Consider the following 23,753-nt stretch of genomic DNA (forward strand, 5'->3'; position numbering starts at 1 on the left):
TCTAATGAAAGGAGGATGACCAATGAGCAAACCTAAAACGATACAAGTTCCCGGCACCCAGCCGTCTGGCGACAATCTGAACAAGCGTCATTCCAAGGGTCCCGAGCCTCTGTCCGGCTCCAAAAAAGTGAAGCAGGCCAATCATGTGAGCCACCACAATACGGAAGGTTAACAATTTACAGGAAACGGTTTATCAATTCGTGTAAATCGTTTATCATTGAAAGGGGGGTAATTATTTCTTTAATTGGGAGAGGAGAAAGAGAATGTTTAGGAAATGGGGCCTCGCTGGGGCGTCGATGCTGCTCGCGGCAGCTGTTATTTTGCCGGGATGCGGCAGCAAGCAAGAGCCGAAGGAAGCGCTGCAGGGAGCGGCGACCAAAGCGGCAGAAATGACTTCTTATGAAATGCAGAGCAAGCTGGTGGTCAACAACCTGACCATCGATGAGGCGAGCTCGGAATCCGCGGATATGACAACACAAGTGATGAGCATGCTGAAGAACGCGGACATCTCGGTTGACGCCGTGTATCAGGCAAAGCCGATGCAGACGGAAATGACGCTGGTTCTTAATTTGAAGGGCGATATGTCGATGAGCTTCACGGTTCCGATGGTTATGACGGAAGAGAAGCTCTACGTCAAAGTGCCAAGCATACCGTTCCTGCCTATTCCTGAAAGTGTTGTCGGCAAATTTGTGGTGTTCGATTTGAAGGAATTGGCCGAGCATGAGGGAGCCGAGTTCAATCCTGCCATGATGGATACGCAGAAGATGCAGAAGCTTAGCAATGAACTGATGAGCGCTGTATTGAACGAGTATGATGAAGCCAAGTACTTCAAGAGCGTTGAGCCTAAGGATGCTGGCGTGCCTGAAGGGGTTGACGCGAAGCAGGTGGTTCAGTTCCAGGTGACGAACGATAATGTGAAGGAAGCGCTGAGCATCTTTGGCAACAAGGTGATGCCTAAGATTCTGGACATTATCTCCAAGGATGAGTACAAGTCCATGCTTCAGATCGAACAGTCGGTGCTCGACGATGCCAAGGCGGATGTACAGGACGGCGAAGCCAAGGCTGAATTCGAGAAGACATTGAACGATCTGGACAAATACCTGACCGTGAACAAATTCCAGCTGAACACCGCCATCAACAAGGAAGAATTCCCGGTGTACCAGTCCCTGGACCTGGACATTAATGTGAACAATCCGGATGATGGCACCAAGGTTGGCTTGTCGCTTACGGGAAGCAACCAATACAGCAAGATTAACGAGAAGGCCGAATTCAAAATCGGCATTCCGAAGGACAGCGAAGTCATTACGCAGGACCAGCTTGAACAGCAATTTAATACCTCCGCGCTGGAGTCGAACTAATCCGATTTCAGCAATACACAGCGAACGCCTTCATCTCCATTCGTGGAGATGAAGGCGTTCTGCATTAGAGGGCAGGCAGGTTATAGTCCGGCTTCGTGGGACAGCAGTGCGTAAGTCCGGTGATCCTGCCACCGGCCATCGATTTTGATGAACTGGCGGGCGATTCCTTCCGCCTGGAAGCCGCTCTTCTCCAGCACGCGCCGGGACGCGTCGTTGTGCAGAAGAATCGCGGCCTGAAGGCGGTGGAGGCCAAGCGATTTAAAGGCATAGGCCGCCACAAGCCCAACGGCTGCGGTCATGAAGCCTTTACCCTGGCATTCATGGTCAATGAAGTAGCCAATATCGGCAAATTGGCCAACGCCGCGCACGATATTGCTGATCGTGATCTGCCCAATCAGAAGGTCTTCTCCGGAAGCGTATATGCCGAACATATAGGCACGGTCCTGTTCGGCGTCCTCTATCCGCTGAGTGATCAGCTGCTCCTGGCTGTCTAGCGTGAAGAAAGATTCTTCCCGCCTGGGTTCATAACGGCTGTGAATATCGCGGTTGCGCAGACGCAGGTCAAGCAGGCTGCCAGCATCGGCAAGCGTAAAGAGTCTCAAGTAAATTTCGGCTGAATGGCTGCTGAGTGTAAAGGTCATGATGGACTTACTCCTCTATATTGGATTTAGACTGGCGCTTCTGCCGCAGCCGGCGGAAGAAAGAGGTAAGAAGCTCGGCGCATTCTTCTTGAAGAATGCCGGAAATGATCTCCGTACGGTGATTAAAGCGGGGTTCTTCCAGCAGATTCATCAATGTTCCTGCACAGCCAGCCTTGGGGTCGGGCGTTCCGTATACGGTGCGCGGAACGCGGGATTGTACCATTGCTCCGGCACACATGGGGCAGGGCTCCAGGGTGACGTACAGTGTGCAGTCCAGCAGACGCCAGGAATTCAGCGCCTTGCTGGCTTCCCGGATGGCGACCATCTCGGCATGGGCGGTTGAATCAAGCGTCGTCTCGCGAAGATTATAGCCTCTGCCGATAATCGCTCCGCCTTGGACGATGACCGCGCCGATTGGAACTTCGCCAAGCGCTTCCGCCTTGCGGGCCTCGGCGATTGCCTCGCGCATCCACTGTTCATGTTCTAGTTGCAGATCCAATGCTATGTCGGTGTTCTCCAAAAATTCCCTTCCTCTCCGCGAATCGGCCGATTATTCCACGAACGAGTATTCGTTCTTAACAAGCTGTGAATAACTCTGTGGAAAACCGGAGTATTATCCACATTTTTATGCACATGGAGGATGTTGATTTGTTTATATGTGCATAACCTGTGGATGGTTTCTTTCCTAATTGTAGAGAAAGAAGCGGTATTTTTCAATCGAGAGAGCTCGAAAAGCAGGGCACAACCGCTTTTCAAAAGCAAGGGCAACAGTTATGATATTTATGGAATGATATTATAAGATTTACCAGCCCGTTAAGAGGTGAACAGAGAGCTTGTCCATTAAAACGAAGCTTTCCGCCATAATATTCGGCTCGGTGCTTCTGATCTTGGCGCTTAATTTAACGCTGAATACATACAGCACACGAGAAAATCTGCGGAACGAAGTGGAACGTAACATGAGGACAACGGCCATGCAAATAGCCGTCTCCGTGGAACAGAGCAATTACAGCTCCAATTACGCGGAACAACTACTTGCCCAGAATTTGCGGATGGCCGCTGTCTATATTGCAAGCCAGCTGGATCCCGATATAGACAATGTAAGCAACTCGGAGCTTAAGGCGCTGGCAGCGAAGGCAGGCGTGTCCAACATCTCGCTGCTGGTCAGAACCAAAGACGATGTAGTGGTTCAGAAGTCCTCCGACTCCAAGGAGCTAGGGCTCCCGACCAAGGGCTGGGGTTACTGGTATACTGCTTTTATCGATTTATTCGAAGGACGGGATGTATCGGTCGCGAAGGGGCAGCGGATGGAGAATTTCTGGTCCGGCCCTTTTGAGTACTCCTCATCCAATCCGGAGTTTATCGAGAAGTGGGGATACTACCATGACGAGAACCATAACTACATTATTGATCCCTATATCCGCAGTACGGCAATCAGCGATTATGTCCGCATCATGAGCCCCGAAGAAATCGTTCAGCAGACGATGAAGGTCAACCCCGATATTCTGGAGATTACAGGGATCAACCCGGTCACCTTCGGCTCGCCTACAATGGCTTCTGACGGCACTGACAGCGTGAATACGAAGCTGCGCAACCGGCCGATCAAATACGGAACTTACCGCTACGGGAACGTTGAGGAGGACAAGCAGGCGGTGCAGGAAGCATTGAGCAGCAAATCGCCTGTTATGCTGGAGACGAAGGCTAACGGGGCCCGGGTGCTGAAGAGCTTCATTCCTGTGACTCTGCCTGACTCCGGCGTCTACGTCATCAGTGTGGTCAGCAGCTATTCCGTCATTTCATCGGTGCTGAAAGAGCAGATCTGGAACAGCGTCCGCATCTCGTCCATTCTGCTTGCCTTCTTTCTGGTGGGAAGCTATGTGCTGGCGGGATTTATTATCCTGCCGATCCAGGCGATCCTTGCCAAGGTGCAGGATGTATCCCAAGGCAAATTTGATCCTCCACTTCTTGTAGGCAGCCGCGATGAGCTGGGCCAGCTGGCGCTGCGCATCAATTCCATGACGCGCAATCTGGAGCTGCATACAAGCCGTCTCCGAAGAACGCTGGAGGAGAACCGTGAAGTGAAGGAACATCTGGAGTCCGTCATTAACGGAACCTCGGATGCGATTCATACCACCGATATGGACGACCATATAGTCAGCGTGAACCGGGCATTTGAGGAGCTGTATGGCTGGAAGAAGAGCGAGGCGTCCGGGGAGTCGCTTCTCCTGATTCCGGACTCCGTTCAGGAGGAGGAGAACGACAGGCTTGAGCGGTTAATTCGCGGCGAGCAGCTTCCGCCAACAGAGACGCTGCGTCTGAAGCGGGATGGAACGGTGGTGGAGGTCAGCGTAAGCACTTCCGTCATTCGCGACGAGAACGGCCATCCGATGTCTTTTGTCCATGTAACCCGTGATATGACAGAGCGCAACCGGATGGAGGAGCTTCTGCGGCAGTCCGAGAAGCTTACGACAGTCGGACAACTGGCTGCAGGCGTCGCCCATGAAATCCGCAACCCGCTGACGACGCTTAGGGGATTTCTGCAGCTTCAGAAGGAGAAGAGCCTGCTCATTCCCCTGCACGTGGATTTGATGCTCTCTGAGCTGGACCGGATCAATCTGATTGTCAGCGAGTTCCTGATCCTGGCCAAGCCGCAGGCGGTCCGGTTTCAGCGAAAGGATGTGCGCCAAATTTTATGCGATGTCGTATCGCTGCTGGACAGCCAGGCGCATCTGCATGACATCCAGGTCGAGAACCGGTTTGAATATGGCCCTGCCATGGTACACTGTGAAGAGAACCAATTGAAGCAGGTGTTCATTAATATTATCAAAAACGGAATCGAGTCCATGTCTTCAGGAGGAACGCTGACACTGGAACAGAAGCATGTGGATAACTCCATCGTTATCATAATCACGGACGAAGGCGAGGGCATCCCCGAGGAGGTTCTGCCGAAGCTGGGCCAGCCGTTCTTTACGAATAAGGAGACAGGGACGGGGCTCGGCCTTATGATCAGCCAGCGCATCATTCAGGCCCATAAGGGCCAGCTGGAAATCGACAGCCGGGTCGGTTATGGAACCTGGGTGACGATCACACTGCCGGAAGCCGGAGAGCGTGAGGGTGATATAGATTAGGGAAGCCCGCAGCAAGGACAAGAAAGAGAGTGAGAGCGCAGCATGAGAATTAACAAGTTTATTAGTGAGACGGGCTACTGCTCCCGCCGCGAAGCGGACAAGCTGGTGGAGGACGGAAGAGTAACGATCAACGGTCAGAAGGCTGTTCTGGGCAGTCAGGCCGAGTCCGGGGATGATGTTCGGATTGACGGAAAGACGCTCCGTACCGAATCCAGGACAGTCTACATCGCGCTCAACAAGCCGGTCGGCATTACTTCAACGACCGAGAGCCATGTGAAGGGGAATATCGTCGATTTTGTCGGCCATCATGAACGGATCTTCCCCATCGGCCGGCTGGATAAGGATTCCGAAGGACTGATTCTTCTAACCAATGACGGCGATATCGTCAATAAGATTCTTCGCGCCGAGGGGCGGCATGAGAAGGAATATGTCGTAACCGTCGACCGTCCGATTACGCCTTCCTTTATTGAGGGTATGTCCAGCGGGGTCAAGATCCTCGGGGAGAGGACGCTGCCTTGTCAGGTAACCCGCATAACGGAACGGGTATTCCGGATTATTTTGACCGAGGGCAAGAACAGGCAAATCCGCAGAATGTGCAGTGCCTTCGGCTATGAGGTGCGGCGGCTGCAGCGGATCCGGATCATGAATATCCGGCTGGGGAACCTGAAGGCGGGTACCTGGCGTGATCTGACGCCTGCTGAGAAGAAAGAGCTTGGGGACATGCTCGATTATCAGCTTCAGTGACCATACGATCCTCTTTCGCTCCAGACAGGAGCCGGAAGAGGATTTTTAAATAGACGAATGTATAAACTGCGCGCTTATCATAGCCTTCTATTTCTCGGTAAACGCATGGCGTCTAATGACGCCGTAAGGCGTTTATCCTTGTATGAAAACTCATAGTATACGGGAAGCAGGCCTTACTACAAGGGTTGGGTCAGGATCTCCAGACATCCGTCCAGTTGGGAGGCTGCTCATATGCAGGAGTCACGAACGGCTATTTTTTATTTTTCAGGAACGGGAAATACCGAGGTTGTCGCCAGGCTGCTGTCCGAAGCATTAACCAGGGAGGGCGGCAGAGCAGACTTGTTCAGGATTGAAGACATTATCAAGGGGCATCGAACGCCGGATTATGCTGGATACGGTTTAACTGGATACGGTTTAATCGGGATCGGGCATCCTGTTATGGGCTTTGGAGCGTCCAGCCTGGTAGAACGGTTCGTCAGACAGCTGCCTCCTCCTCAGGGACTCCGGTCTTTGTCTTTAAGACGGCATCTTCCCCTCACTACATCAATTACGGAGCCTCCCATGTCCTGCTGAGGAGTCTGAAGGGCTACAGCCCCTTTCATAATTCGCTTCTCGCCATGCCCTGCAATCTCTTCATGAAATATGATGATCGGTTGAACAAACAGCTGTACGAGGCTGCCAGGAGGAAGACGGAGGAACATCGGGAACGAAATCAGGGGAAGGATGCCCCGGGAGCTTAAGATGAACCTGTTACTGAGAGTGGTATTAAGGTCAGTGTATTGGGGAGAGGGGATTGCCACCAAAATTTTCGCAAAAGGTCTGTCGGCTTCCTCCTCCTGCACGTTGTGTATGAAATGTGTGCGGGAATGTCCGGTATCCAATATAAAAAAGACGGAGCAGGGCATTTCTTTTGGCAGTGACTGCGCTGAGGATTCAGGAAACGACGGCAGGTATGTGACGAAAGACTCCAAGGGCTATTACAGGCACTTTATAGATTATTTAGAGGAGGAGTAGTGCCTTTAACAGACAAATCCCCTCCGGCTTACAGTTCTCGTTCAGCTTGCTGTGAACGCTCGCACTGTATGGGTGGAGGGGATCTACGTTAAAAGGGATAAGAGTTATTTCGCGGATACTGACGTCGTCTTCGTGGTATCCTGGTATTTCCGAAGGATCGACACCTCAACCCGGCGATTCTTCGCGCGTCCGTCCGCCGTGGAGTTATCGGCTACCGGATGGTATTCCCCGTATCCGATGACGCTGAATTTCTCCGGATTCAAGTACGGATTGATCAGCAGAATTCTCATGAACTGCAGGGCCCGATTGGCGCTGAGGTCCCAGTTGGAGGAATACTGGTTGTTCGAGATCGGAATATTGTCGGTATAGCCTGACACGACGACACTATAATCCGGGAACGACTGAAGGATGTATGAGATCGATTTGGCCAGCTGCCGCGACTCCGGCTTGACGTTAGCCTGTCCGGAAGGGAACAGCGCGTTGTCGCTTATCGTGATAAGAAGCTGCGACTGATTGAGCTTCGTTTCGAGCAGATCCGTCAAATTATTCGCCTTGATGTACTGGTCGAACTGCTTCTTAAGTTTCTCGAGATCTTCCTGCTCTTTCTGGCGGAGCTTGGCAATCTCGTTCTCATTGCGATTGGTGTCCACCACGTTGTCGTTCTTCTTTGCCTTGCCTTCATCGAGATTGCTATTGGTAGGCGCCATCGATTGGTAGTCCAGCACCCCTGTCCCGCCGTTCAGAGCGCTGCTGAAGGCCTGGGCCATCTCTTCAAACTTCTTGGCGTCCGTTGCGCTCATGGCGTACAGAACGAGAAACAGGGCGACAAGCAGGGTCATAAGGTCGGAATAAGGAAGCAGCCAGGATTCGTCGGCATGCTCTTCATGATCCTCGTGCTTAGTCTTTTTGCTCATTCGCCCCACCTTCCTTCTGATTCAGCTTGGCGCGCTCTGCGGGCGTAAGGAAGACGGACAGCTTCTGGTTAATGGCGATAGTGGAGACGCCGGATTGGATGGAGAGCAGTCCCTCCAGCATCATCATGCGGATCTCCATTTCCTGCTTCGACAGACGCTTGAGCTTGTTCGACATCGGATGCCATAAGACATAACCGGTAAAGATACCGAGCAGTGTGGCGATAAATGCCGCGCCGATTGCGTGAGCGAGCTTCTCCATGGCGCTCATATCCGCAAGGGCGGCGATCAGACCGATAACGGCGCCGAGTACCCCGAGTGTCGGGGCGTACATGCCGGCTTGGGAGAATATCAGGGCTCCGACTTTATGGCGCTCCTCGGTTGCATGAATATCCTCCATCAGGACATCCTGAACGAACTCCTGGTCATTGCCGTCGATAATCATCCGCATGCCGCTGCGGAGAAAATCATCCTGAATCTCTTCCACTTTGGATTCAAGCGCCAGCAGGCCTTCGCGGCGGGTGATAGACGCCCATTCCATGAACATGGAAATGACCTCTTGCTTACTGATCATTCTCTTCCCGCCGGCGAAGATGATCTTGAACAGCTTCGGTACCTTCTTGATTTCAGACATCGGGAATGCCATAAATATGGAGGCAGTCGTACCCACAAGAATGATGGTAAAGGCGGCGTAGTTCTTAAGCGCGATGAGCGGCGCCCCTTTGAGGAACATCCCCAAGATAACAGCTACAAGACCAAGAATCAGACCGATAATTGATGAGATTTGCATGCATACACCTCGTCCATGAGATTTAAATATTGAACTCCGCAGCTTTCATCCATGAATGGCGGCGGGCCGATCGGCGAAGAACAATGAAGCCATAATTTATTTATCGACAGCACGGCCTTTTTTGTGAAGGCGTTTAGGCTATAATGGGTAAGGAAAGGGTATTCATAGTCTTTAGAAGCGGAGTGATAGCAGTGGGTGTGAAGCATGGAAGAGATTACGGCGATATATTGAACGATTTAACGAAAGCGGTTGAATGTATACCAGACAGCTATCTGTTCTTTGAAATGGACCCGGAGGAGTGGCAGAAGCTGCCGCGTGAATCGAAGCTGGAAGTATGGGAGGCGCTCGCGGAGGATCTGTTCTTTGCTTTGGGCAACGAGCCTGTCATACAGGTGGGCAGCGGTGTCGTGATTTATGATAAGGAAGGGCATCGGATCAATATTCTGGTAGGGGAAGAGGATTTGGAGTCTGTCGCGCTGATCTGAGGACTCCGCTCATTTGCCCCGAATGTGCCCTCATGGTAAAATTGGGGGTGTCCAAGGTATAAATGCCGGGAGCCCAGAATACATTAAACCGAAAATAAGCCTTAGCCTGGCGCATCCCTTGGATTGAAGACTGAGGGATGTTTGTTTTAAGGAAGGCTGCGGGAAGCCGGCGGCTGTCAAGGGAGGAAATCTAAAGTGCTGTTAACCGAGGGAGAACTGCAGGAGCAGATAGGCAAACTGGATGGCTGGAAGCTGGATGACGGAGCCATGGTGCGCAAATATGTGTTCAGCGATTTTATGAAGGGGATTGCCTTCGTGGATGAAGTAGCCGCCATTTCGGAAGCGTTCGCCCATCATCCGCATATTACCATCGACTATAAAACGGTTACTCTGCGTCTGTCAACGGGTGAAGAAGGCGGAATTACCGCGCTCGACGTTCGGGAAGCCCATGAATTTAATGAGGCGTTCGAGAAAACACGGTAAGAGAAGACACGGTAAGCCCATTACCCGGAAGCTCAAGAATCGCGCAATAGATACAGCATTAACAAATACGCCTTCTTTCGCTGAAGCCGCGAGGCTGCAGGATGGAAGGCGTATTTCTGTTTCTCGTGTATCTCCTGGCGTCTAAAAGACCGCTGCAGGCGTTTGTCGCTGATACTCCGTTTATTGCTTCCCGGACAACGGCAACGGCAGGTCACATGGCACGCCCGCAATTTCCTCTGGTTCGACTGCGTATCCGCTTCTATAGTCAGGCCCGCGATTTATCGTAAACCATGCAATAAAACGGCTTAACTCCATTTGGCGTACGGCGCTCGTAAGCATCGGTAATGGTGAAGCCGGCCTTCCGGTAAGCGCGGATCGCTCTCTGGTTCCAGGTGAGGACCTCCAGGTCGATTTCCCGCCGGGGATACCGCTTGCGGGCTTCCTCGATGATTGCACTGACGAACAGATGCCCGGTGCCCTGGCCGCATAAATCGGGATGCATGCCGAGCCCCAGCCTTACTGTGCGGACCTCACCGTCTAAAGGGAATAGCTGGGCAAAGCCGCAAAGCTCGTCATTCTGATTCATAATCGAAACATACTGCTCCCGGCGGATGCGCGGATCCCCGAATTCGATGCCGAGCGCCTCCATCTGCTCCCAGGATAGCCAGCCGTAAATATTGTAAGGCGCCTTGTAATGCCAGGTGCAGATATCTTTGGCATGCGCGGCTGTCATAGGGACGGCGTGAAAAATTACAGGTGAGCTAATCATAAGTTCAGCGGCCTCCTTATCCAAGAGTCAAGACCCTGTGCTTCTGACCTTTATTTAAATTATATACAAAAAGGGCCGGACCGACGCAAAAACTTTCCTCGGTGTCCGTACCCAATTTCTCAAATAAATCGCCGAAATTTGTCATTTCCTTCATAAACGGCGTTTGACAAATTTTGAAAGGGGTAAATGGTAAATAAGACGGTCAAAATGTCGCGTATCAAATAAAAAACCCTGCGGTCAGCGACCGGCAGGGGCAAATCTACATTAATAGTACATTATTGAACGTTATCGTCATCTTGCGCATCGGCAGCCGCAGCCTGGTACTTGGTGTTGCTCATAACGCGCTTGGCGCCGACGTAGCGGTTCACATAGTAGCTGTCACTCAAAGAGGTAATGATAACGCCTCTGGAAGTGGAAGCATGGGCGAATTTGCCGTCGCCGACATAAATGCCGACATGGGATACGCCTTTTCCGCTAGTGTTGAAGAACACGAGATCCCCCGCTCGCAGTTCGCTGCGGGATACGGCTTCGCCCATCTGATACTGGGAGCCGGACTGATGCGGCAGATCAATTCCGATTTGATTGAACACATACATGGTGAACCCGGAGCAATCAAATCCGCTCGTCGTTGTACCGCCGGATACATATTTGGTTCCGATCGCGCTGCCAATCACCTTATCCATTTTGGAATCGGCGAGTGCGCTGCCTGCTCCGATTGCTAGAACGATGGAGAAACTGAGGAATGCTGCCACCAACTTCTTCTTCAAACGATTGGACTCCTTCCAATGCCTGCGAGGTTAGCTTAAGGGTTCGGTAGAAGGTCCCCTATGACCACTCTTTAAATAGGAGGTCAATTCACCCAAAGATGGTTCCCCCGCTTCCCTGCTTCAGGGAACTCGGCACCTACTGTAATTGTGATTTCGATGTATAGCGATTCATTCGTAACAAAAAGATCGCGAAAACGTTAATATTCATTACAAAAATGTTACTAAGATTTCATTGCGATAATTGTAACAAACCTTTAGCCGCTTGGCAATCATTTTGTACATAGCTGTAATCATTTTTATAACGCTTTCATTTAGGCGCTTACCTATGAATTTGTCCAAAACCCGCGAATTCTCTGGGATTGAGCATCTTTGAGGACCGACAAAAAAATTTGTTTTTCATTTCTCGCGGGGACTGTTTCAGGGCGAATGATCTGGTGTATATTTACCTTAAATAGGAAAAAACCCGGAATTGATCGGAGAAATCAGATCCGGGTGGGTAATGATTGCAGATCATTAATCGTATGCGACCGATTGATAAGCGGTTTTGCTCATAACGCGCTTGGCGCCTACATAGCGGCTGGCCCAGTACGACTGGCTCAGTGAGCTGATCGTGACGCCGTGCGAGGAGGAAGAATTGGCGAATTTGCCGTTGCCGACATAAATACCAACGTGGGAGACGCCTCTTCCCGTCGTATTGAAGAAGACAAGATCGCCGGAGCGCAGCTCGCTGCGGGATACGGAGGATCCTACTTTGTATTGCGCTTGAGAAGTGCGAGGAAGTGAAAGACCTAGTTTCGTGAAGACATAGCGGGTATATCCCGAGCAGTCGAAGCCGGCTGTTGTCGTGCCGCCGGTTTTATAAGAGATTCCGATTGTTTTAGAGATAACAGTGTCCATCTTGGAGTCTGCGAAAGCGCTTCCGGTACCCAATGTGAAAGCCATCACAACACCCAACGCAGCGGCTGCGATTTTCTTCTTGAACGATTTCAACTGAAATTCCCCTTCCAAATGCCTGCGTGGTTAGCTTAAGGATTCGGTTTGAAGGTTCCCTATGATCCCTCTGTTACGAGATCAATTCACCCAAAGAAATGGTTCCCCCGCTCCCCGGTGCCCAGGGATTTGGCTTGTTGTGCACCTCAATATGAATTCGACATAATTAGACTACAGTCGTCAAAATAGCTTATCTTTTTAAAAGATTACAAACTTGTTACCCTCAACACAAGCCTCATTGTAGCAGAGGTTTTCTCGTTTGGCAAATCCTTTTCGTCCGAGGAAGAGTTTGGAGAAGGGGAAATAAAAGAAGAGTTCAGATTCCCGTCAAGGATTCTGAACTCTTTTTCTTGAAAAATAGCATAAATGAAAGGGTTTTCCAGGGGGGCTCAGGATCTTATTCGTTCTCCCCGCCAAGTATGATATTGAGAGGCAAGTCCCCAGAGGCCGAATACGAGCGAGGGCAGGGGAGCAAGCTGTCTGAGAAGCAGAGCAGGGAAGCCCGGAAGCAGCAGGCCTGTGGCGGCGCTGATTACAAGGACGAGCAGGCTTCCGCCACCCATCAGGAATCCGATGCCCGCGGCGGAAGGGAACCGGCGAAGGGCGGTGAGCAGAGATGGCAGGATGCCGGTCTCTCCGGTGTATCCGAACTGCATGTACAGCAGCAGCAGCCGGATGAGCCACACATACAGCAGCCAGGCCAGGAGGACGGGGAGGACCGTGAGCAGGAGTGAAGGTCCGGAGGGTGAAGTGTGCAGCAACTGCAAGCCCTTCGGGAGCAGCCAGTATAGGGGGAGAAGGGTGAGCACCCACTCGATTGCGCTGAAGAGCAGGATCGGCAAGCCATACTTCTTCATCCCGGAAAAAAAGAACAGACCCCGTTCTCCGCGGCTCTCCTGATGCAGCTCATACAGCAGTCCAGCACGAATGAAGGGTGTAAGAAGCAGGCGGACGGCCGCCAGAATCAGCAGGGTCCACAGCCAGCGCATCACGGCCGGGTCATGGAGCAGGCCAAGCTGGGCCTCAACCGAGTACAGCAGCCGGCCGGACGCGCTGCCTCCAGCATTCTCCGAAGGGTAGCGCAGCAGAGCAGGGACGACTGCTGATCTTATGAAACGGTACAGGCAGTATCCCCAGAGCAGCCGATAGATAAATAGCAGAATCAGGATATAGAGCTGTTCTTTTACGCTTTTCCAGCCGCGGGCGATCCAGTTTCTCATGACTTCACCTCACCATCCATAAATTCCGAGCACTGCTTCGATTATGTTCGTCAAACTAACCGTCCAGCGCGAGACGGCTGCGGCCGGAAGGGACGCTTTACGGAAATTGTTCATATGCTTCGTCTCAAGCACAACGTTATGGTCGGGATCGATCTCCGCCGAGAGCAGGGGAGACGCCGAGACGATCTTGAACGAAGTGCGGTCTCCCTGGCCGTCCCAGGTTTTGATTACCGCATGCCCGTCCTGGAAGGTGAACCGGACGCTGACTCCGGGATAGAAGCTCCCTTTGTTGGCGACGGTGACTATGGACTCGCTGTTCCCGGATTTGTCTCGCGATTTCTTAATGTTCTCTACTGCGAAGTCGGGAGCTCCCTGTCCGTAGACATACCGGTCAAAATAATCCTGCCAGGATGCGCGGGTTACTATCTCCACGATTTTCTGAAAATCGGCGGTGGACGGGTGGCGGAAACGGTAGGTGCGCGCATAGGTGGACATGATCGTATCCATCGTCTTCGAGCCGACCTGGTGTTCGATATCCTTAAGCACCAGCTTGCCCCGGATATAGACATTCTGGGTATAGGCGTCCGACCCGCCGTATTTCCAGGCATCCAGCGTCAGCGGCTTGGGCGACGTCACGAGGCTGGCCTGCAGCGGAAGGTTGGGAGACACGCCGTATTCCTGCTCCATCAGGCGATCCTCGGCGTAGGAGGTGAAGCTCTCATCGAGCCAGGCCTCCTCAAATTCGTTGCTGGCCACCATGCCGTAGAAATACTGATGGCCGATCTCATGAATGACGGTCCGCTCCAGCGACGTATCGGGATTGCTGCTCTCAGCCCCGAACGCGGTGATGAGTGTCGGATATTCCATCCCGCCGGCGCCGTTGCCCGAAAGGGGAGGAACGACGATGGACAGCGTCGTGTAGGGATAGGGGCCGTACCATTTGCTGAAGGCGCTGAGCGCGGCCTCCGCTGCCTGGAAATAGCGCTCCTTAAGGTCTTGATGCAGCGGGTCGAGGTACAGCTTGATTTTGACCCCCGGAACTTCGGGCGAAGAGAAGGCCTCCTCGGCGCAGACAAAGTCCGGAGAAGCGGCCCAGGCGAAATCATGGACGTCGTCGGCATAGAACTGGTACACTTTGCGCCCGCCCGACGTCTTGGGATTCTTGACCGCGAAGCCCGTAGCGGCGACGGTATAATCGGCGGGAACGGAAATGGCCACACTGTAAATACCGAAATCGCTGTAAAATTCGGAATTGCCGTGATACTGGTGCAGATTCCAGCCCTCTTCCTTGACTCCGCGCGTACCGGCAGGCTCATACACGCTGATCTTGGGGAACCACTGCCCGGCCATGACGAAGCGGCCGGATTGGCCCATGCGGGCAAAAATTTGCGGCAGGGCGACCTGGAACTGAAGCTTCAGCGTCACGCTCTCTCCGCCGTTCACCGGCTGGGGAAGATGGATCTTGACGAGCGTGCGGTCGTCTTCATTGCCGTCATCGGGCCGGACATACTGCATCCGGTGGAGCAGCGAGACCCCGGTCTCCGTCCGGACGTCGGTAAGCGTCATGGAGCCGAAGCCGTTCTCGGGCATAGTGTCGCCGCGCAGCTTGCCTCCCGATTCGGTCATGAAGGTTGTGTCCTCCGAACTGAAGGCGTTCGGGTAGAGGTGGAAGTACAGGTCGCTGACCGGATTCTTGCCGGGATGCGTCCAAGTTACCGTCTCGGTTGCGGTCACGGTGCTTGCATCGTCCGACAGCTCCGCCCCGATGTGATACTCGGTAATCCGGCGGCTTAGAGCCGGAGCGGATGCGGGAGGCTGCGCCTCGGGCAGAGCGGATTTGACAGCCGTCTCCTGGCGGGAGCCGGAGGGGGACTTGGCCGTTTCGGGCGCGAAGACGGGCCGTGCCGCGCTCTCTAGTCCTGTCTGGGATGATGGCAGCGCCCACAGGCCCGTCCCGATCAGAAGGCAGAGAGCGGCCGGAACGGCGATAAATAAGGTGGTGCGGAATCGTCGCTTCATAGAGTAATTCCTCCCGTGACAAGCTTCTACGGGATGTATATGTTGGCATCGGCCGTAATATTAGCTAAAATTAAACTGGGTTTGCCCGAAGCATAAGGAAAGGGAGGGAGCGCGGTATGAGCATGGAAGACAAGCAGCCGGAAGGCAAGAAGCAGATTGCTTTAAATATTGTGAACGCGAAGAGCAAGCATAAAGGATTTGGAGCTGGCTCGATCGATCTGAACAACGTGTCTCCCGTCATTATTGACGACGGCGAAGCCGTAATCGATATCGGCGCGATGCATGCCAAGAGCAAGGTAGAGCGCGGCATCAAGTTCACCCCGAACCGGGAGGAAGTGCCCGGGGGAAGACAGGTCTGGGTAGTCTGGGTCGCAGTGGAACGGACGCCGGAGGGCCAGCATTACGCAGGGCTTACCGCCTGCGAAATGTGGATTGACAGCGAAGCGAAGCGGGGATGGAAGATTCTGGCTGACCATGTGAACAGGCTGGACCGGGCACTGAAGCGGCGGATTGACGTCGCAGGGCTCGAATCAAGGGAGAAAGCTGCGCTGAAATCGCTGCTCATGTCCCACAACGAAGACTGGTGGAATGACTCGCCCGAAGAGCTGAAGCAGGCTCTGGAGGGCTGAAGATGCGCTCCCTGTAGACACAAAGGCACCGCGGATTCCTTGAAGGTCAAGGAACGCGGTGCCTTTTTTTGAAGGGAGGTGCACTGAGACAGGAAGCCTGTGCGGCGCGCCCGTCCTATGTAATGCGGCTGCCTGTCGTGGTTACAGCCGGACTAGCGGCCGCTTCCCAGCTTGCGCTTCAGCTGGCTGACTCTGGCCTGGCTGATGCCGAGCAATTCGGCCAGCTCTTTCTGGTTGGCTTCGGGATGCTCCAGCATCATCTGCTCCAGCCGTTCACGGAGCTCATCCGATTTGGTCCGTTTTCTGCTTCCGCCAAGGGCATCGGTCTCAGCGGACGCGGACTCTCCCTCATCCGGCTGGCCGGCCGGTGAATACGATTCAGAACCCGGATTCGTCAGTTCGCCAAGGCAGCGGCTGCAAATGAATTGATCCTTGAAATAGGTAACGTTGTCCAGACTTCTGCAGAAGGTGCATTCGGTCGAGGTGTATTTCCGCAATACGATGATGTGATCGTCCAAAATAAAAAACTCGATAGGATCCCCGATTTCGATATTGCGTGTCATGCGGATTTCTACGGGAACTACAATGCGTCCAAGGTTGTCCAAACTTCGGATCATGCCTGTATCCTTCATCCCATGTCCCTCTTTTGCTTCTTCAGATTTGGTTGTTTTTAATGATTATAGCAGTAATTGGTTATGAAGATAAGGGGGGTAATCAAAAGATGAAGGGGGGTAAATTATAGGTAAAATGGACTTTCTGCTCTTTCACAAACGATGTCCATTCAAATGAAAGCGCATCCCCCTCCCGTCCGGCATAGCTGAGCCCGTCGCCGGGATAGTCGATCTCGGTATCCGGGTAAGCCTCCAGCCACGCCTGATCCTCCGCGCTTAAGAGTTCACGGTACAGCGTAACGCTGTGGCCAGTCCTGCGGTCAATCAGGATTAAGGTTCCTTTTTGGAACGTCCGTACAAGTAAAAAGTCTGTATCCACAGCCTCCACTGCATAGGCATCATCGATGCCGGTTATGTCCGCCAGATTGTATGTTTTATAAATATGGCCGTCCGGATTGACAAGTCTTAAGGTGGTCCCGCCCATCATCACCAGGTTGCCCTGAAAGGCAAAGACATCCTCCTTGAGGCCGTACATGCGGGGGTTCCAGTAATGGGTGACGGCCTGGCGGATGACGGAGCCTTCCGTGATGAGCAGGCGCCAGCGGGTATTGCTTAAGTGGGGCTCTCCGCTGACATTATGGATGTCCACGGCATAGCTTCCATCATTGATTCTTCGCGCGGACATGCTGACCCAGTCGAGATCGTGGGCCTGAACGGCTCCTGCGTAACGGGGAACCATGCCGCTCCGGCCGCTGTATAGAACAGCGTATTCCCGGTTCAGCCAGAACAGCTGCCGGTCTGCCCGGGTCAGGACATACCTGGAAGCATAGGGAATGGAGAATGTGCTTCCTCCTCTCCAGGACACCGGAATTCCAAACGCCTTGGAGAAGAGTTTGTCGGATACATAAGTCACACCGCCCCGGACCAGGGTCTCGCCGCCCAGCGTGATCACGCCGCCGGAGGCGGTATAGGCTTCGGCCTGTCCGGACTTGAGGCTGACCGCCTGGTACAGTCCGGTAACCTCCAGACTCTCTTTGTCTGGATTCCACAAAAGCTGCAGATCCAAATAGGAGGAGAGGTCCCGTAATGAAATATATAGTGTTCCGTTCTCGCGAAATCCGGAATGCTCCAGCGTAATTTCATTTGCGATGGCCGCGCTCTGCGCAGCGGGAGCGTTGGATGCGGAGGACGGTGCGGACGCGGCTCCCGCAGGTGCCGGGACATACAGCAGCAGCACCAGACTGGAGACTGCAGCCAGCGCGGAGGTCATGCGAAAGACTCGGTTTCGGATCATAAGCAGGTATACCTCTTTCCGTGTTCCGGATCGTTCCGGAATATCTATAAGGTCATGATATAAGACGATGATAACTGTAAAAAAGTTGCAGATTAATCAGCCGTAAGGTGACGCCTGCTCAAAAGCCCCTCCGGCACAAAGCCTAAAGGAGGGGCTTCTTCGAAATATAAAAACATGCGGCGCTATAAAGACGCCGCCAGATGTTTGTCCTTGGCTCTATTTATGTTTTTACCCGCCAGGAAGCAGCCGAAACGCAGCGGCTCTCTGCATTACATCCAAAGGAATGCTTCAGCGTCAGGATCATGGATGGAGACATAAGGATTATCCCTGAGATAGAAGCGCCAGGGCAGCTTGGCGTACTCTTCGGCATAGGCGATGTTGATGCGCGGAGCCCGGACGGCATCCAGCCTGCGGGGGTCGCCGCCGCATTCCAGCCAGAGCGGGCCGTCCGGGCGGTCAATGCGAAGCCCGTTCAGGGTCCGGTCGATCCGGAGCGCCTTCGCCAGCTTGCCTGGCCCTCCTGACAGATCGGAGGGCTTCCGGATGAGCGTTCCCCGGTTGGCAGCCATCAGCGACGCGTCCCTTGGAGTCAGCGGCTCTACGGCGCGAATCAGGACGGCGTGGGGGTTATCCGCCTCCGCTGTCACTACATTGAAGCAGTTATGCATGCCGTATATGAGGTATACATAGGCCGTTCCGCCGGGGCTGAACATCGGCTCCGTCCGTTCGGTCCGTCTTCGGCCGTAGGCATGGCTGCCTTTGTCCTCGGCTCCTCCGTAGCTCTCCGTCTCCACGATCACGCAGCGAATATCGCCGTCTTCAGTGCGCCGGACCAGATGCTGTCCAAGCAGCAGAGGGGCCGCCTGAAGCGCGGGCAGGGCAAAGAAAGAGGCCGGCAGCGGGCTGCCGGGCATGAAATGCAGGTCCAAATCCATAGATGCAGGGGCACCTCCTTGAAGCTGACGGGCGCAGGCCCGCCTCTGCCGGGCATTTAAAATCGCTCCTGACAATGGCTCTATGGTAACTGTTCCTCCAAGAAGTTGGCAAGCACCCACCCTAGGGGCCACTGGCGCCCGTCAGGCTCTGCCACCAACCTTCGAGCGTCCACAAGCGTCTGTTGACGCACTGAATCACTATTAAGACACATCGTCAGACCGGATCAGGCATCCGGCCCGCGGCCCCCGGCAAGCGCCGGGCCTTGTTAATTCAGCCACCAGCGCTTCAGGTCGCCCCACCAAGAGTGGCTCTCCTCTGCGTCTTCCTTCGCACCTGCTGCGTTCTTGCCTGCCTCTTCTGCCGGTTGTCCTTTTCCGTGCCGGTCGCAGACTTCGGTCGGTTCTGTTCCGGCGATGAAGGTCTCCAGCACTTTGTCCGGGCATGAGGCGGTTGCCAGCTTGCCGCTTTGCGGATCGATATAGACGCTGACCACACCTTCCGGAATCGGAAAAATCTTCGGCGGCACATTCTCCAGCGCCGTCTCTGTGTACTGGGCAAAAATCGGAGCGGCCCTTCGGGCCTCCGTCGTTGTAATGTCACGCCCTTTGTCGTACCCGACCCACACTGCGGTCGCCAGCTCCGGCGTGAAGCCGACCATCCACGCATCCGTGTCCGTTGTGCCGGTCTTGCCGGCCACGGGCCGCTTGATAAGCGCCGCGACGCGGTTGCCCGTCCCGCCCGTCTCGAACACGCCCTCCATCAGCCGGGTCAGCACATAAGCTGCGGCCGGCGACACGATGCTCTCACCCTGAGCCTGCGGGGCTTCATACCGCAAATTTCCCTGCGCATCCGTAATTTTGAGGATCGAGGTTGCCGGCATCTTAACGCCGCCGTTCCCAATCACCGCGAAGGCTCCGGCCATTTCCAGCGGGCTGACGGGCGAGGCGCCAAGCGCCAGCGATGGGACATCGGCCAGCGGGCTGTCGATGCCCATTTTTCGAGCCATTTCGATAACTTTCTCTGTGCCCACCTTCATGATCGTATTGACCGCGTAAATATTGTCGGAGGCTGCGATCGCCTGGCGCATATTGATTTCGCCAAGGTATTTATCCCCGAAATTTCGGGGCTGGTATGTCTTGCGGTTATTGTCGTAATGGAACAGGGTCGGCTGGCTGTTGAACACGGTGAGGCCGGTCATCGCCTTCTCCGACAGCGCGGTCAGATACATGATCGGCTTGAAGGACGAGCCGGGCTGGCGCGTCGTGGCCAGAGCATGGTTGAACTGATTGGTCCGGTAATTGACGCCGCCGACCATCGCTTTGATAAATCCGGTTCTGGGGTCGATCGACACAAGGCCCGTCTCCAGGTCTCCGGCTCCATCCATCCCATGAGCAACCGCCTGCTCGGCCGCCGCCTGCATATCCGGGTCCAGCGTGGTATAGACATTAAGGCCTTCCATCTCCAGCTCATCCGGGGTCATGCCGAGCAGCTTGGCAGCTTCTGCGCCGACATAGTCGCGGAAATAGGGGGCGGTCAGGGAAGCAGCCTGTTGTCCCCGCGGCTTCAGGTTCCACGGCTCCGCTTCGGCGCGGTCGGCCTCGGCCTGTGTGATCTCCCCAAGGTCCACCATGGCGGCCAGGACGAGGTGCTGCCGCTTCCTGGCATTATCCGGGTGGGTGTATGGCGAATAATAGGTGGGTCCCTTGGGGATTCCCGCCAGAAGCGCGCTTTCTGCCAGATCGAGCGAAGCTGCCGGTTTGCCGAAATACATCTCGGAAGCCGCATCAATCCCGTAGGCGCCGTGGCCGTAATAGATCTCATTCAGGTACATGCGGAGAATGTCGTCCTTGCTGTACTTCATTTCAAGCTGGAGCGTGTACATCGCTTCCTTGGCCTTGCGGGTCCAGGTCTTCTCATGCGACAGGTACAGATTGCGCGCCAGCTGCTGGGTCAGCGTGCTTGCGCCCTGGGAGCGGCTGCCGTTCTCCAGATTGACAATAACCGCGCGGCCCATGCTCTTGAAGTTGAAGCCGGTGTGCTCGTAAAATTTGCGGTCCTCGACAGAGAGCGTGGCCTGGATAAGCAGGGGGGAAATCTCCTTCAGGCCCACGGGGTGATGGCTCCGGTTGTCGGGAGAGAAGACGGCAAGCACATTTCCCCTGGCGTCCAGCAGCCGGGAACGGGTATCCTCCGGCACTTTCGGCAAGTCTTTCTGATACAGATATCCAAGCAGCGCGCCGGAGAGCAGAAGCAGGAAAACGGCGGCGCCAAGAATTAGCCGGAACAACCGGCGCAGCCGGCTTTTGCGGTGTGATGACGGGCCTTGGGACTGATGCGGCATGGCGACCAGGCTCCTTTATTGTGAAATGATGGGTGTGTAGTCGGGTTCTTTTTACCATTATGGGGAAGGGAATGCCGGGATATTCATTCAGGAGCGGGGAGATTCCGGGGTGGAATGTCAGTGTTCTGCAGTCGAAAGTGAAGATTTTGACCCTTTTTTGTGATATTTGGCGGTGGATGCTCCGGACGGGAATGCGATATACCTGGAAAGGGACAGGGTAATGAATAACGGGAGGCGAATTGGATGAACAAGATGAACGTACGCAAAATGAACATGCTGCTGGCCGCCGCGCTGGCCATCCTGCTGGCGTTCCCCGGGTGGGGCTTTGGAGCTTCGGCGGTGGAAGCGGCCCCGGCTTCTTCCGGAGGAGCGGGCGACCACGGTCTGCTGAAGAGCCTGCAGGAGAAAGAGCTGAAGACGGGCTCCGGACCGCTTGCCTTCAATGATATTGAGTTCCTCAGCGCCACTACGGGCCGGGCGGCCGGGAACGGGTTCCTGATCGGCACTTCCGATGCGGGGTTGACCTTCCAGACGATTTATGAAGGACAGTGGTCCTTCAGCGATATTGAATTTCCCGATAATGTATACGGCTGGGCGCTGGCATCGCTTGAGCAGGGGGAGACAGGCCGTTATCTGATCGCGACGACGGACGGCGGCTCCCACTGGAAAAGGTTGTCGGACCATCCCGTGACCTTCAGCCGCGTTGATTTTAGCGACCGTCTTCACGGCTTCGCTTACGACTGGGCCTTCGTCTACTATACAAGCGATGGCGGCAAGACGTGGAGCAAGCTGACGACGCCGGCCAATACCCGCGGCGCCTACTTCGCCAGCCGCAGCACAGGCTGGGCGGTGACGGTGGCTGCAGGGGACGGATACCGCATCATGAAGACGACGGACGGGGGCAAGAGCTGGAAGACGGAGCTGAAGTCATCCTTTGAGGATCCGGGTTACGCCGAGGTGTATGCGAGCGGCAGCCAGGTATGGACCGTTCTGTATGGAGGCTTCGGCATGTCCCAGACCGCCTATTCCCTCTATGCCAGCGGGGATAGCGGTGCGAGCTGGCGCCGCGTCATCGCCCAGTCTACGGCGGGCGGCGGCCCGGCCCCGGGCAGCGGCAAGAGCGGACTTCCGAAGGGGCCGGTCTCGGGCAAGCCAGGCAATATGCAGCTGGCGGGCGGAGGTGCTTTCCTGCTGGGCTACTCGCCGGCTGGCGAAAAGGTAGGCGTCGGACGATCCTATGACGCCGGCAAGACATGGAGCAATCTGCCGGGAATCCCGGGCTATGACGGCAAGATTTCGTTCACCGGAGCGAAGAACGGCTGGCTTGCCGCCAGAGGTCCGGAAGGCTCTTCGCTGTACATGACGCAGGATGGCGGGGCAACCTGGAAGGTGAAATTCACATTTGCCGCCAAATAAGCGGATAGCTGACTACGAATGGGCGATGCCGCTCAATAGGGAAATGCCATGAACCAAGCAAGGCCGCCAGCCCTCCGGGGAGGGCGGCTTTCGTATGATCAGGTTAGCCGGTTATTGCTGGCTGGCCTGTTTTTGACTTTGATTATGCGAGCCGGGCTGGGAAAATGCGTCGGCTGTTTCCGGAGAACGGCTATTGTTCAATTTCAGCCCCTTTGGAGTCTCTCTTTGGAACTGGCGGGCTTCGCGTTGCCCCTGCCCGTATGTTAAAATTCTACATAAATCAACAAGCGCCCGCAGACCGCCTCCGGGACCGGAGTGCGGCCGCCGCGAAGAATCCAGGAGGATCGCATAAATGAGCTTTCGGGTATCCGCAGTGCAGTACCATTTGCATACCATCGCTTCATTTGAAGAGTTCGCCGCCCAGGTCGAGCATTATATCCGGACGGCGGAGGAATTCGCCGCCGATTTCATTTTGTTCCCCGAGTTTTTGACTACTCAGCTAATGTCCATTGGAGACGGACAGGGCCGGGCACTCGGGATTGAGGATCTGCCGGACTTTACCGAAAGATACCGGGAGATGTTCGCCGGCTTCGCCCGGAAATACGGGGTCCATATTATCGGGGGCACCCATGTGCTGAGACGGAACGGGAAGCTGTACAATGTGGCGCATCTTTTTTATCCCGACGGACAAATCAAGGAGCAGGCCAAGCTGCACATTACACCTGCCGAAGTCGAAGGCTGGAATATGGGGGCGGGAGAAGGCCTTGAGGTCTTTCAGACGGAGAAAGGTACGATCGCCATGCTGACCTGCTATGACATCGAGTTTCCGGAAATCGTGAGGATGGCGAGAGCCAAAGGCGCGGATGTCATCTTCTGCCCATCCTGCACGGACGACCGCCACGGCTTCCACCGGGTGCGGTATACGAGCCATGCCCGGGCGATCGAGAATCAGATCTATGTGGTGCTGACGGGAACGGTTGGTTCCCTGCCTACGGTCGATCTGATGCGGGCGAATTTCGGACAGGCGGCCGTTATTACGCCTAACGATATTCCTTTCCCCCCTAAGGGACTGCTGGCCGAAGGCGAGATCAACGACGATATGATCGTCACGGCGGATCTGGATTTGGAGCTGCTGTACCGCGTGCGGGAACGAGGCTCGGTTACGACCTGGCGCGACCGCAGAACCGATTTGTATACAGATTGGAACTAG

23 protein-coding genes and 2 riboswitches are annotated in these 23,753 nt (G+C 54.6%); of the genes, 10 read left to right on the forward strand and 13 right to left on the reverse strand.

What is annotated here, in order from left to right:
* The first annotated feature begins 22 nt into the window (after positions 1-22).
* Positions 23-172, forward strand: a complete 150-nt coding sequence (locus tag PSTEL_RS00785) for a small acid-soluble spore protein P (protein ID WP_038692932.1) — start codon at positions 23-25, stop codon at positions 170-172.
* Positions 173-263: 91 nt separating this feature from the next.
* Entirely contained in the window at positions 264-1,358 is a 1,095-nt protein-coding gene (locus PSTEL_RS00790) for a hypothetical protein (protein ID WP_038692933.1), read from the forward strand.
* A gap of 80 nt (positions 1,359-1,438) precedes the next feature.
* On the opposite strand, the gene PSTEL_RS00795 is transcribed toward PSTEL_RS00790, so the two are convergent.
* Entirely contained in the window at positions 1,439-1,999 is a 561-nt protein-coding gene (locus tag PSTEL_RS00795) for a GNAT family N-acetyltransferase (protein ID WP_038692934.1), read from the reverse strand.
* Positions 2,000-2,006: 7 nt separating this feature from the next.
* Positions 2,007-2,519 carry a tRNA adenosine(34) deaminase TadA gene (gene tadA, locus PSTEL_RS00800; RefSeq protein WP_038692935.1) on the reverse strand — a complete coding sequence of 171 codons (513 nt, stop codon included), beginning with the start codon at positions 2,517-2,519 and terminating at the stop codon, positions 2,007-2,009.
* A gap of 313 nt (positions 2,520-2,832) precedes the next feature.
* Between tadA and PSTEL_RS00805 the strand changes: the two genes are divergently transcribed.
* The 3 genes from PSTEL_RS00805 to PSTEL_RS27300 all read left to right on the forward strand — a co-directional run bounded on the left by PSTEL_RS00805 (position 2,833) and on the right by PSTEL_RS27300 (position 6,441).
* Positions 2,833-5,124 (forward strand): ATP-binding protein, encoded by a 2,292-nt coding sequence (locus tag PSTEL_RS00805; RefSeq protein WP_038692936.1) that lies wholly within the window; start codon positions 2,833-2,835, stop codon positions 5,122-5,124.
* A gap of 42 nt (positions 5,125-5,166) precedes the next feature.
* Entirely contained in the window at positions 5,167-5,868 is a 702-nt protein-coding gene (gene rluF, locus PSTEL_RS00810) for a 23S rRNA pseudouridine(2604) synthase RluF (RefSeq protein ID WP_038692937.1), read from the forward strand.
* 231 nt (positions 5,869-6,099) lie between these two features.
* The gene (locus PSTEL_RS27300; protein ID WP_156995733.1) at positions 6,100-6,441 is read left to right on the forward strand and encodes a flavodoxin family protein; all 342 of its coding nucleotides are present in this window, start codon (positions 6,100-6,102) and stop codon (positions 6,439-6,441) included.
* 545 nt (positions 6,442-6,986) lie between these two features.
* Here the strand turns inward: PSTEL_RS27300 and motB are convergent.
* Positions 6,987-7,796 carry a flagellar motor protein MotB gene (motB, locus tag PSTEL_RS00820; protein ID WP_038692939.1) on the reverse strand — a complete coding sequence of 270 codons (810 nt, stop codon included), beginning with the start codon at positions 7,794-7,796 and terminating at the stop codon, positions 6,987-6,989.
* Complete coding sequence (motA, locus tag PSTEL_RS00825; RefSeq protein WP_038692940.1) at positions 7,780-8,583, reverse strand: flagellar motor stator protein MotA; 804 nt, start codon at positions 8,581-8,583, stop codon at positions 7,780-7,782. The genes motB and motA overlap by 17 nt, the downstream gene beginning before the upstream one ends.
* A 191-nt stretch (positions 8,584-8,774) precedes the next feature.
* Between motA and PSTEL_RS00830 the strand changes: the two genes are divergently transcribed.
* Together PSTEL_RS00830 and PSTEL_RS00835 are read left to right on the forward strand one after the other, a co-directional pair.
* A complete protein-coding gene (locus PSTEL_RS00830; RefSeq protein ID WP_038692941.1) occupies positions 8,775-9,068 on the forward strand; it encodes a hypothetical protein in 294 nt (97 codons plus the stop codon).
* A gap of 195 nt (positions 9,069-9,263) precedes the next feature.
* Positions 9,264-9,551: a 4a-hydroxytetrahydrobiopterin dehydratase gene (locus PSTEL_RS00835; RefSeq protein WP_038692942.1), complete on the forward strand. Its 288-nt coding sequence runs from the start codon at positions 9,264-9,266 to the stop codon at positions 9,549-9,551.
* 265 nt (positions 9,552-9,816) lie between these two features.
* On the opposite strand, the gene PSTEL_RS00840 is transcribed toward PSTEL_RS00835, so the two are convergent.
* The 5 genes from PSTEL_RS00840 to PSTEL_RS00860 all read right to left on the reverse strand — a co-directional run bounded on the left by PSTEL_RS00840 (position 9,817) and on the right by PSTEL_RS00860 (position 15,316).
* Positions 9,817-10,320, reverse strand: coding sequence for a GNAT family N-acetyltransferase (locus PSTEL_RS00840; RefSeq protein ID WP_038692943.1), 504 nt, complete (start codon positions 10,318-10,320; stop codon positions 9,817-9,819).
* Between the two features lie 275 nt (positions 10,321-10,595).
* Positions 10,596-11,087 carry a C40 family peptidase gene (locus PSTEL_RS00845; protein WP_038692944.1) on the reverse strand — a complete coding sequence of 164 codons (492 nt, stop codon included), beginning with the start codon at positions 11,085-11,087 and terminating at the stop codon, positions 10,596-10,598.
* Between the two features lie 4 nt (positions 11,088-11,091).
* Positions 11,092-11,232, reverse strand: a riboswitch (cyclic di-AMP (ydaO/yuaA leader).
* Between the two features lie 368 nt (positions 11,233-11,600).
* The gene (locus tag PSTEL_RS00850) at positions 11,601-12,029 is read right to left on the reverse strand and encodes a C40 family peptidase (RefSeq protein ID WP_052099078.1); all 429 of its coding nucleotides are present in this window, start codon (positions 12,027-12,029) and stop codon (positions 11,601-11,603) included.
* Positions 12,030-12,081: 52 nt separating this feature from the next.
* Positions 12,082-12,222, reverse strand: a riboswitch (cyclic di-AMP (ydaO/yuaA leader).
* Positions 12,223-12,466: 244 nt separating this feature from the next.
* Positions 12,467-13,297, reverse strand: a complete 831-nt coding sequence (locus PSTEL_RS00855; protein WP_038692946.1) for a hypothetical protein — start codon at positions 13,295-13,297, stop codon at positions 12,467-12,469.
* A gap of 9 nt (positions 13,298-13,306) precedes the next feature.
* Positions 13,307-15,316 carry a M1 family metallopeptidase gene (locus PSTEL_RS00860; RefSeq protein ID WP_038692947.1) on the reverse strand — a complete coding sequence of 670 codons (2,010 nt, stop codon included), beginning with the start codon at positions 15,314-15,316 and terminating at the stop codon, positions 13,307-13,309.
* A 122-nt stretch (positions 15,317-15,438) separates the two neighbouring features.
* On the opposite strand from PSTEL_RS00860, the gene PSTEL_RS00865 reads away from it, so the two are divergent.
* Positions 15,439-15,945, forward strand: a complete 507-nt coding sequence (locus tag PSTEL_RS00865; protein ID WP_038699890.1) for a YwhD family protein — start codon at positions 15,439-15,441, stop codon at positions 15,943-15,945.
* 152 nt (positions 15,946-16,097) lie between these two features.
* Here the strand turns inward: PSTEL_RS00865 and PSTEL_RS00870 are convergent, their stop codons facing one another.
* From PSTEL_RS00870 to PSTEL_RS00885, 4 genes are all read right to left on the reverse strand, one after another.
* The gene (locus tag PSTEL_RS00870) at positions 16,098-16,577 is read right to left on the reverse strand and encodes an AbrB/MazE/SpoVT family DNA-binding domain-containing protein (RefSeq protein WP_038692948.1); all 480 of its coding nucleotides are present in this window, start codon (positions 16,575-16,577) and stop codon (positions 16,098-16,100) included.
* An 82-nt stretch (positions 16,578-16,659) separates the two neighbouring features.
* Entirely contained in the window at positions 16,660-17,850 is a 1,191-nt protein-coding gene (locus tag PSTEL_RS00875; RefSeq protein WP_038692949.1) for a stalk domain-containing protein, read from the reverse strand.
* Positions 17,851-18,119: 269 nt separating this feature from the next.
* A complete protein-coding gene (locus PSTEL_RS00880) occupies positions 18,120-18,785 on the reverse strand; it encodes a DNA-3-methyladenine glycosylase (protein ID WP_052098098.1) in 666 nt (221 codons plus the stop codon).
* Between the two features lie 266 nt (positions 18,786-19,051).
* Positions 19,052-21,127 (reverse strand): transglycosylase domain-containing protein, encoded by a 2,076-nt coding sequence (locus PSTEL_RS00885; RefSeq protein WP_038692950.1) that lies wholly within the window; start codon positions 21,125-21,127, stop codon positions 19,052-19,054.
* A gap of 243 nt (positions 21,128-21,370) precedes the next feature.
* On the opposite strand from PSTEL_RS00885, the gene PSTEL_RS00890 reads away from it, so the two are divergent.
* Positions 21,371-22,543 (forward strand): YCF48-related protein, encoded by a 1,173-nt coding sequence (locus PSTEL_RS00890; protein WP_038692951.1) that lies wholly within the window; start codon positions 21,371-21,373, stop codon positions 22,541-22,543.
* A 352-nt stretch (positions 22,544-22,895) separates the two neighbouring features.
* Entirely contained in the window at positions 22,896-23,753 is an 858-nt protein-coding gene (locus PSTEL_RS00895; RefSeq protein ID WP_038692952.1) for a carbon-nitrogen hydrolase family protein, read from the forward strand.

This window comes from Paenibacillus stellifer (genome assembly GCF_000758685.1).
Taxonomy (GTDB): Bacteria; Bacillota; Bacilli; order Paenibacillales; family Paenibacillaceae; genus Paenibacillus_AQ; species Paenibacillus_AQ stellifer.

Excerpts from the sequence above, each read along its gene's own strand:
- PSTEL_RS00785 (WP_038692932.1), top strand. The coding sequence starts at position 23 with ATGAGCAAACCTAAAACGATACAAGTTCCCGGCACCCAGCCGTCTGGC.
- PSTEL_RS00790 (WP_038692933.1), top strand. The coding sequence starts at position 264 with ATGTTTAGGAAATGGGGCCTCGCTGGGGCGTCGATGCTGCTCGCGGCA.
- PSTEL_RS00795 (WP_038692934.1), bottom strand. The coding sequence starts at position 1,999 with ATGACCTTTACACTCAGCAGCCATTCAGCCGAAATTTACTTGAGACTC.
- rluF (WP_038692937.1), top strand. The coding sequence starts at position 5,167 with ATGAGAATTAACAAGTTTATTAGTGAGACGGGCTACTGCTCCCGCCGC.
- PSTEL_RS27300 (WP_156995733.1), top strand. The coding sequence starts at position 6,100 with ATGCAGGAGTCACGAACGGCTATTTTTTATTTTTCAGGAACGGGAAAT.
- motB (WP_038692939.1), bottom strand. The coding sequence starts at position 7,796 with ATGAGCAAAAAGACTAAGCACGAGGATCATGAAGAGCATGCCGACGAA.
- motA (WP_038692940.1), bottom strand. The coding sequence starts at position 8,583 with ATGCAAATCTCATCAATTATCGGTCTGATTCTTGGTCTTGTAGCTGTT.
- PSTEL_RS00840 (WP_038692943.1), bottom strand. The coding sequence starts at position 10,320 with ATGATTAGCTCACCTGTAATTTTTCACGCCGTCCCTATGACAGCCGCG.
- PSTEL_RS00850 (WP_052099078.1), bottom strand. The coding sequence starts at position 12,029 with ATGGCTTTCACATTGGGTACCGGAAGCGCTTTCGCAGACTCCAAGATG.
- PSTEL_RS00855 (WP_038692946.1), bottom strand. The coding sequence starts at position 13,297 with ATGAGAAACTGGATCGCCCGCGGCTGGAAAAGCGTAAAAGAACAGCTC.
- PSTEL_RS00860 (WP_038692947.1), bottom strand. The coding sequence starts at position 15,316 with ATGAAGCGACGATTCCGCACCACCTTATTTATCGCCGTTCCGGCCGCT.
- PSTEL_RS00865 (WP_038699890.1), top strand. The coding sequence starts at position 15,439 with ATGGAAGACAAGCAGCCGGAAGGCAAGAAGCAGATTGCTTTAAATATT.
- PSTEL_RS00870 (WP_038692948.1), bottom strand. The coding sequence starts at position 16,577 with ATGAAGGATACAGGCATGATCCGAAGTTTGGACAACCTTGGACGCATT.
- PSTEL_RS00875 (WP_038692949.1), bottom strand. The coding sequence starts at position 17,850 with ATGATCCGAAACCGAGTCTTTCGCATGACCTCCGCGCTGGCTGCAGTC.
- PSTEL_RS00880 (WP_052098098.1), bottom strand. The coding sequence starts at position 18,785 with ATGGATTTGGACCTGCATTTCATGCCCGGCAGCCCGCTGCCGGCCTCT.
- PSTEL_RS00885 (WP_038692950.1), bottom strand. The coding sequence starts at position 21,127 with ATGCCGCATCAGTCCCAAGGCCCGTCATCACACCGCAAAAGCCGGCTG.
- PSTEL_RS00890 (WP_038692951.1), top strand. The coding sequence starts at position 21,371 with ATGAACAAGATGAACGTACGCAAAATGAACATGCTGCTGGCCGCCGCG.
- PSTEL_RS00895 (WP_038692952.1), top strand. The coding sequence starts at position 22,896 with ATGAGCTTTCGGGTATCCGCAGTGCAGTACCATTTGCATACCATCGCT.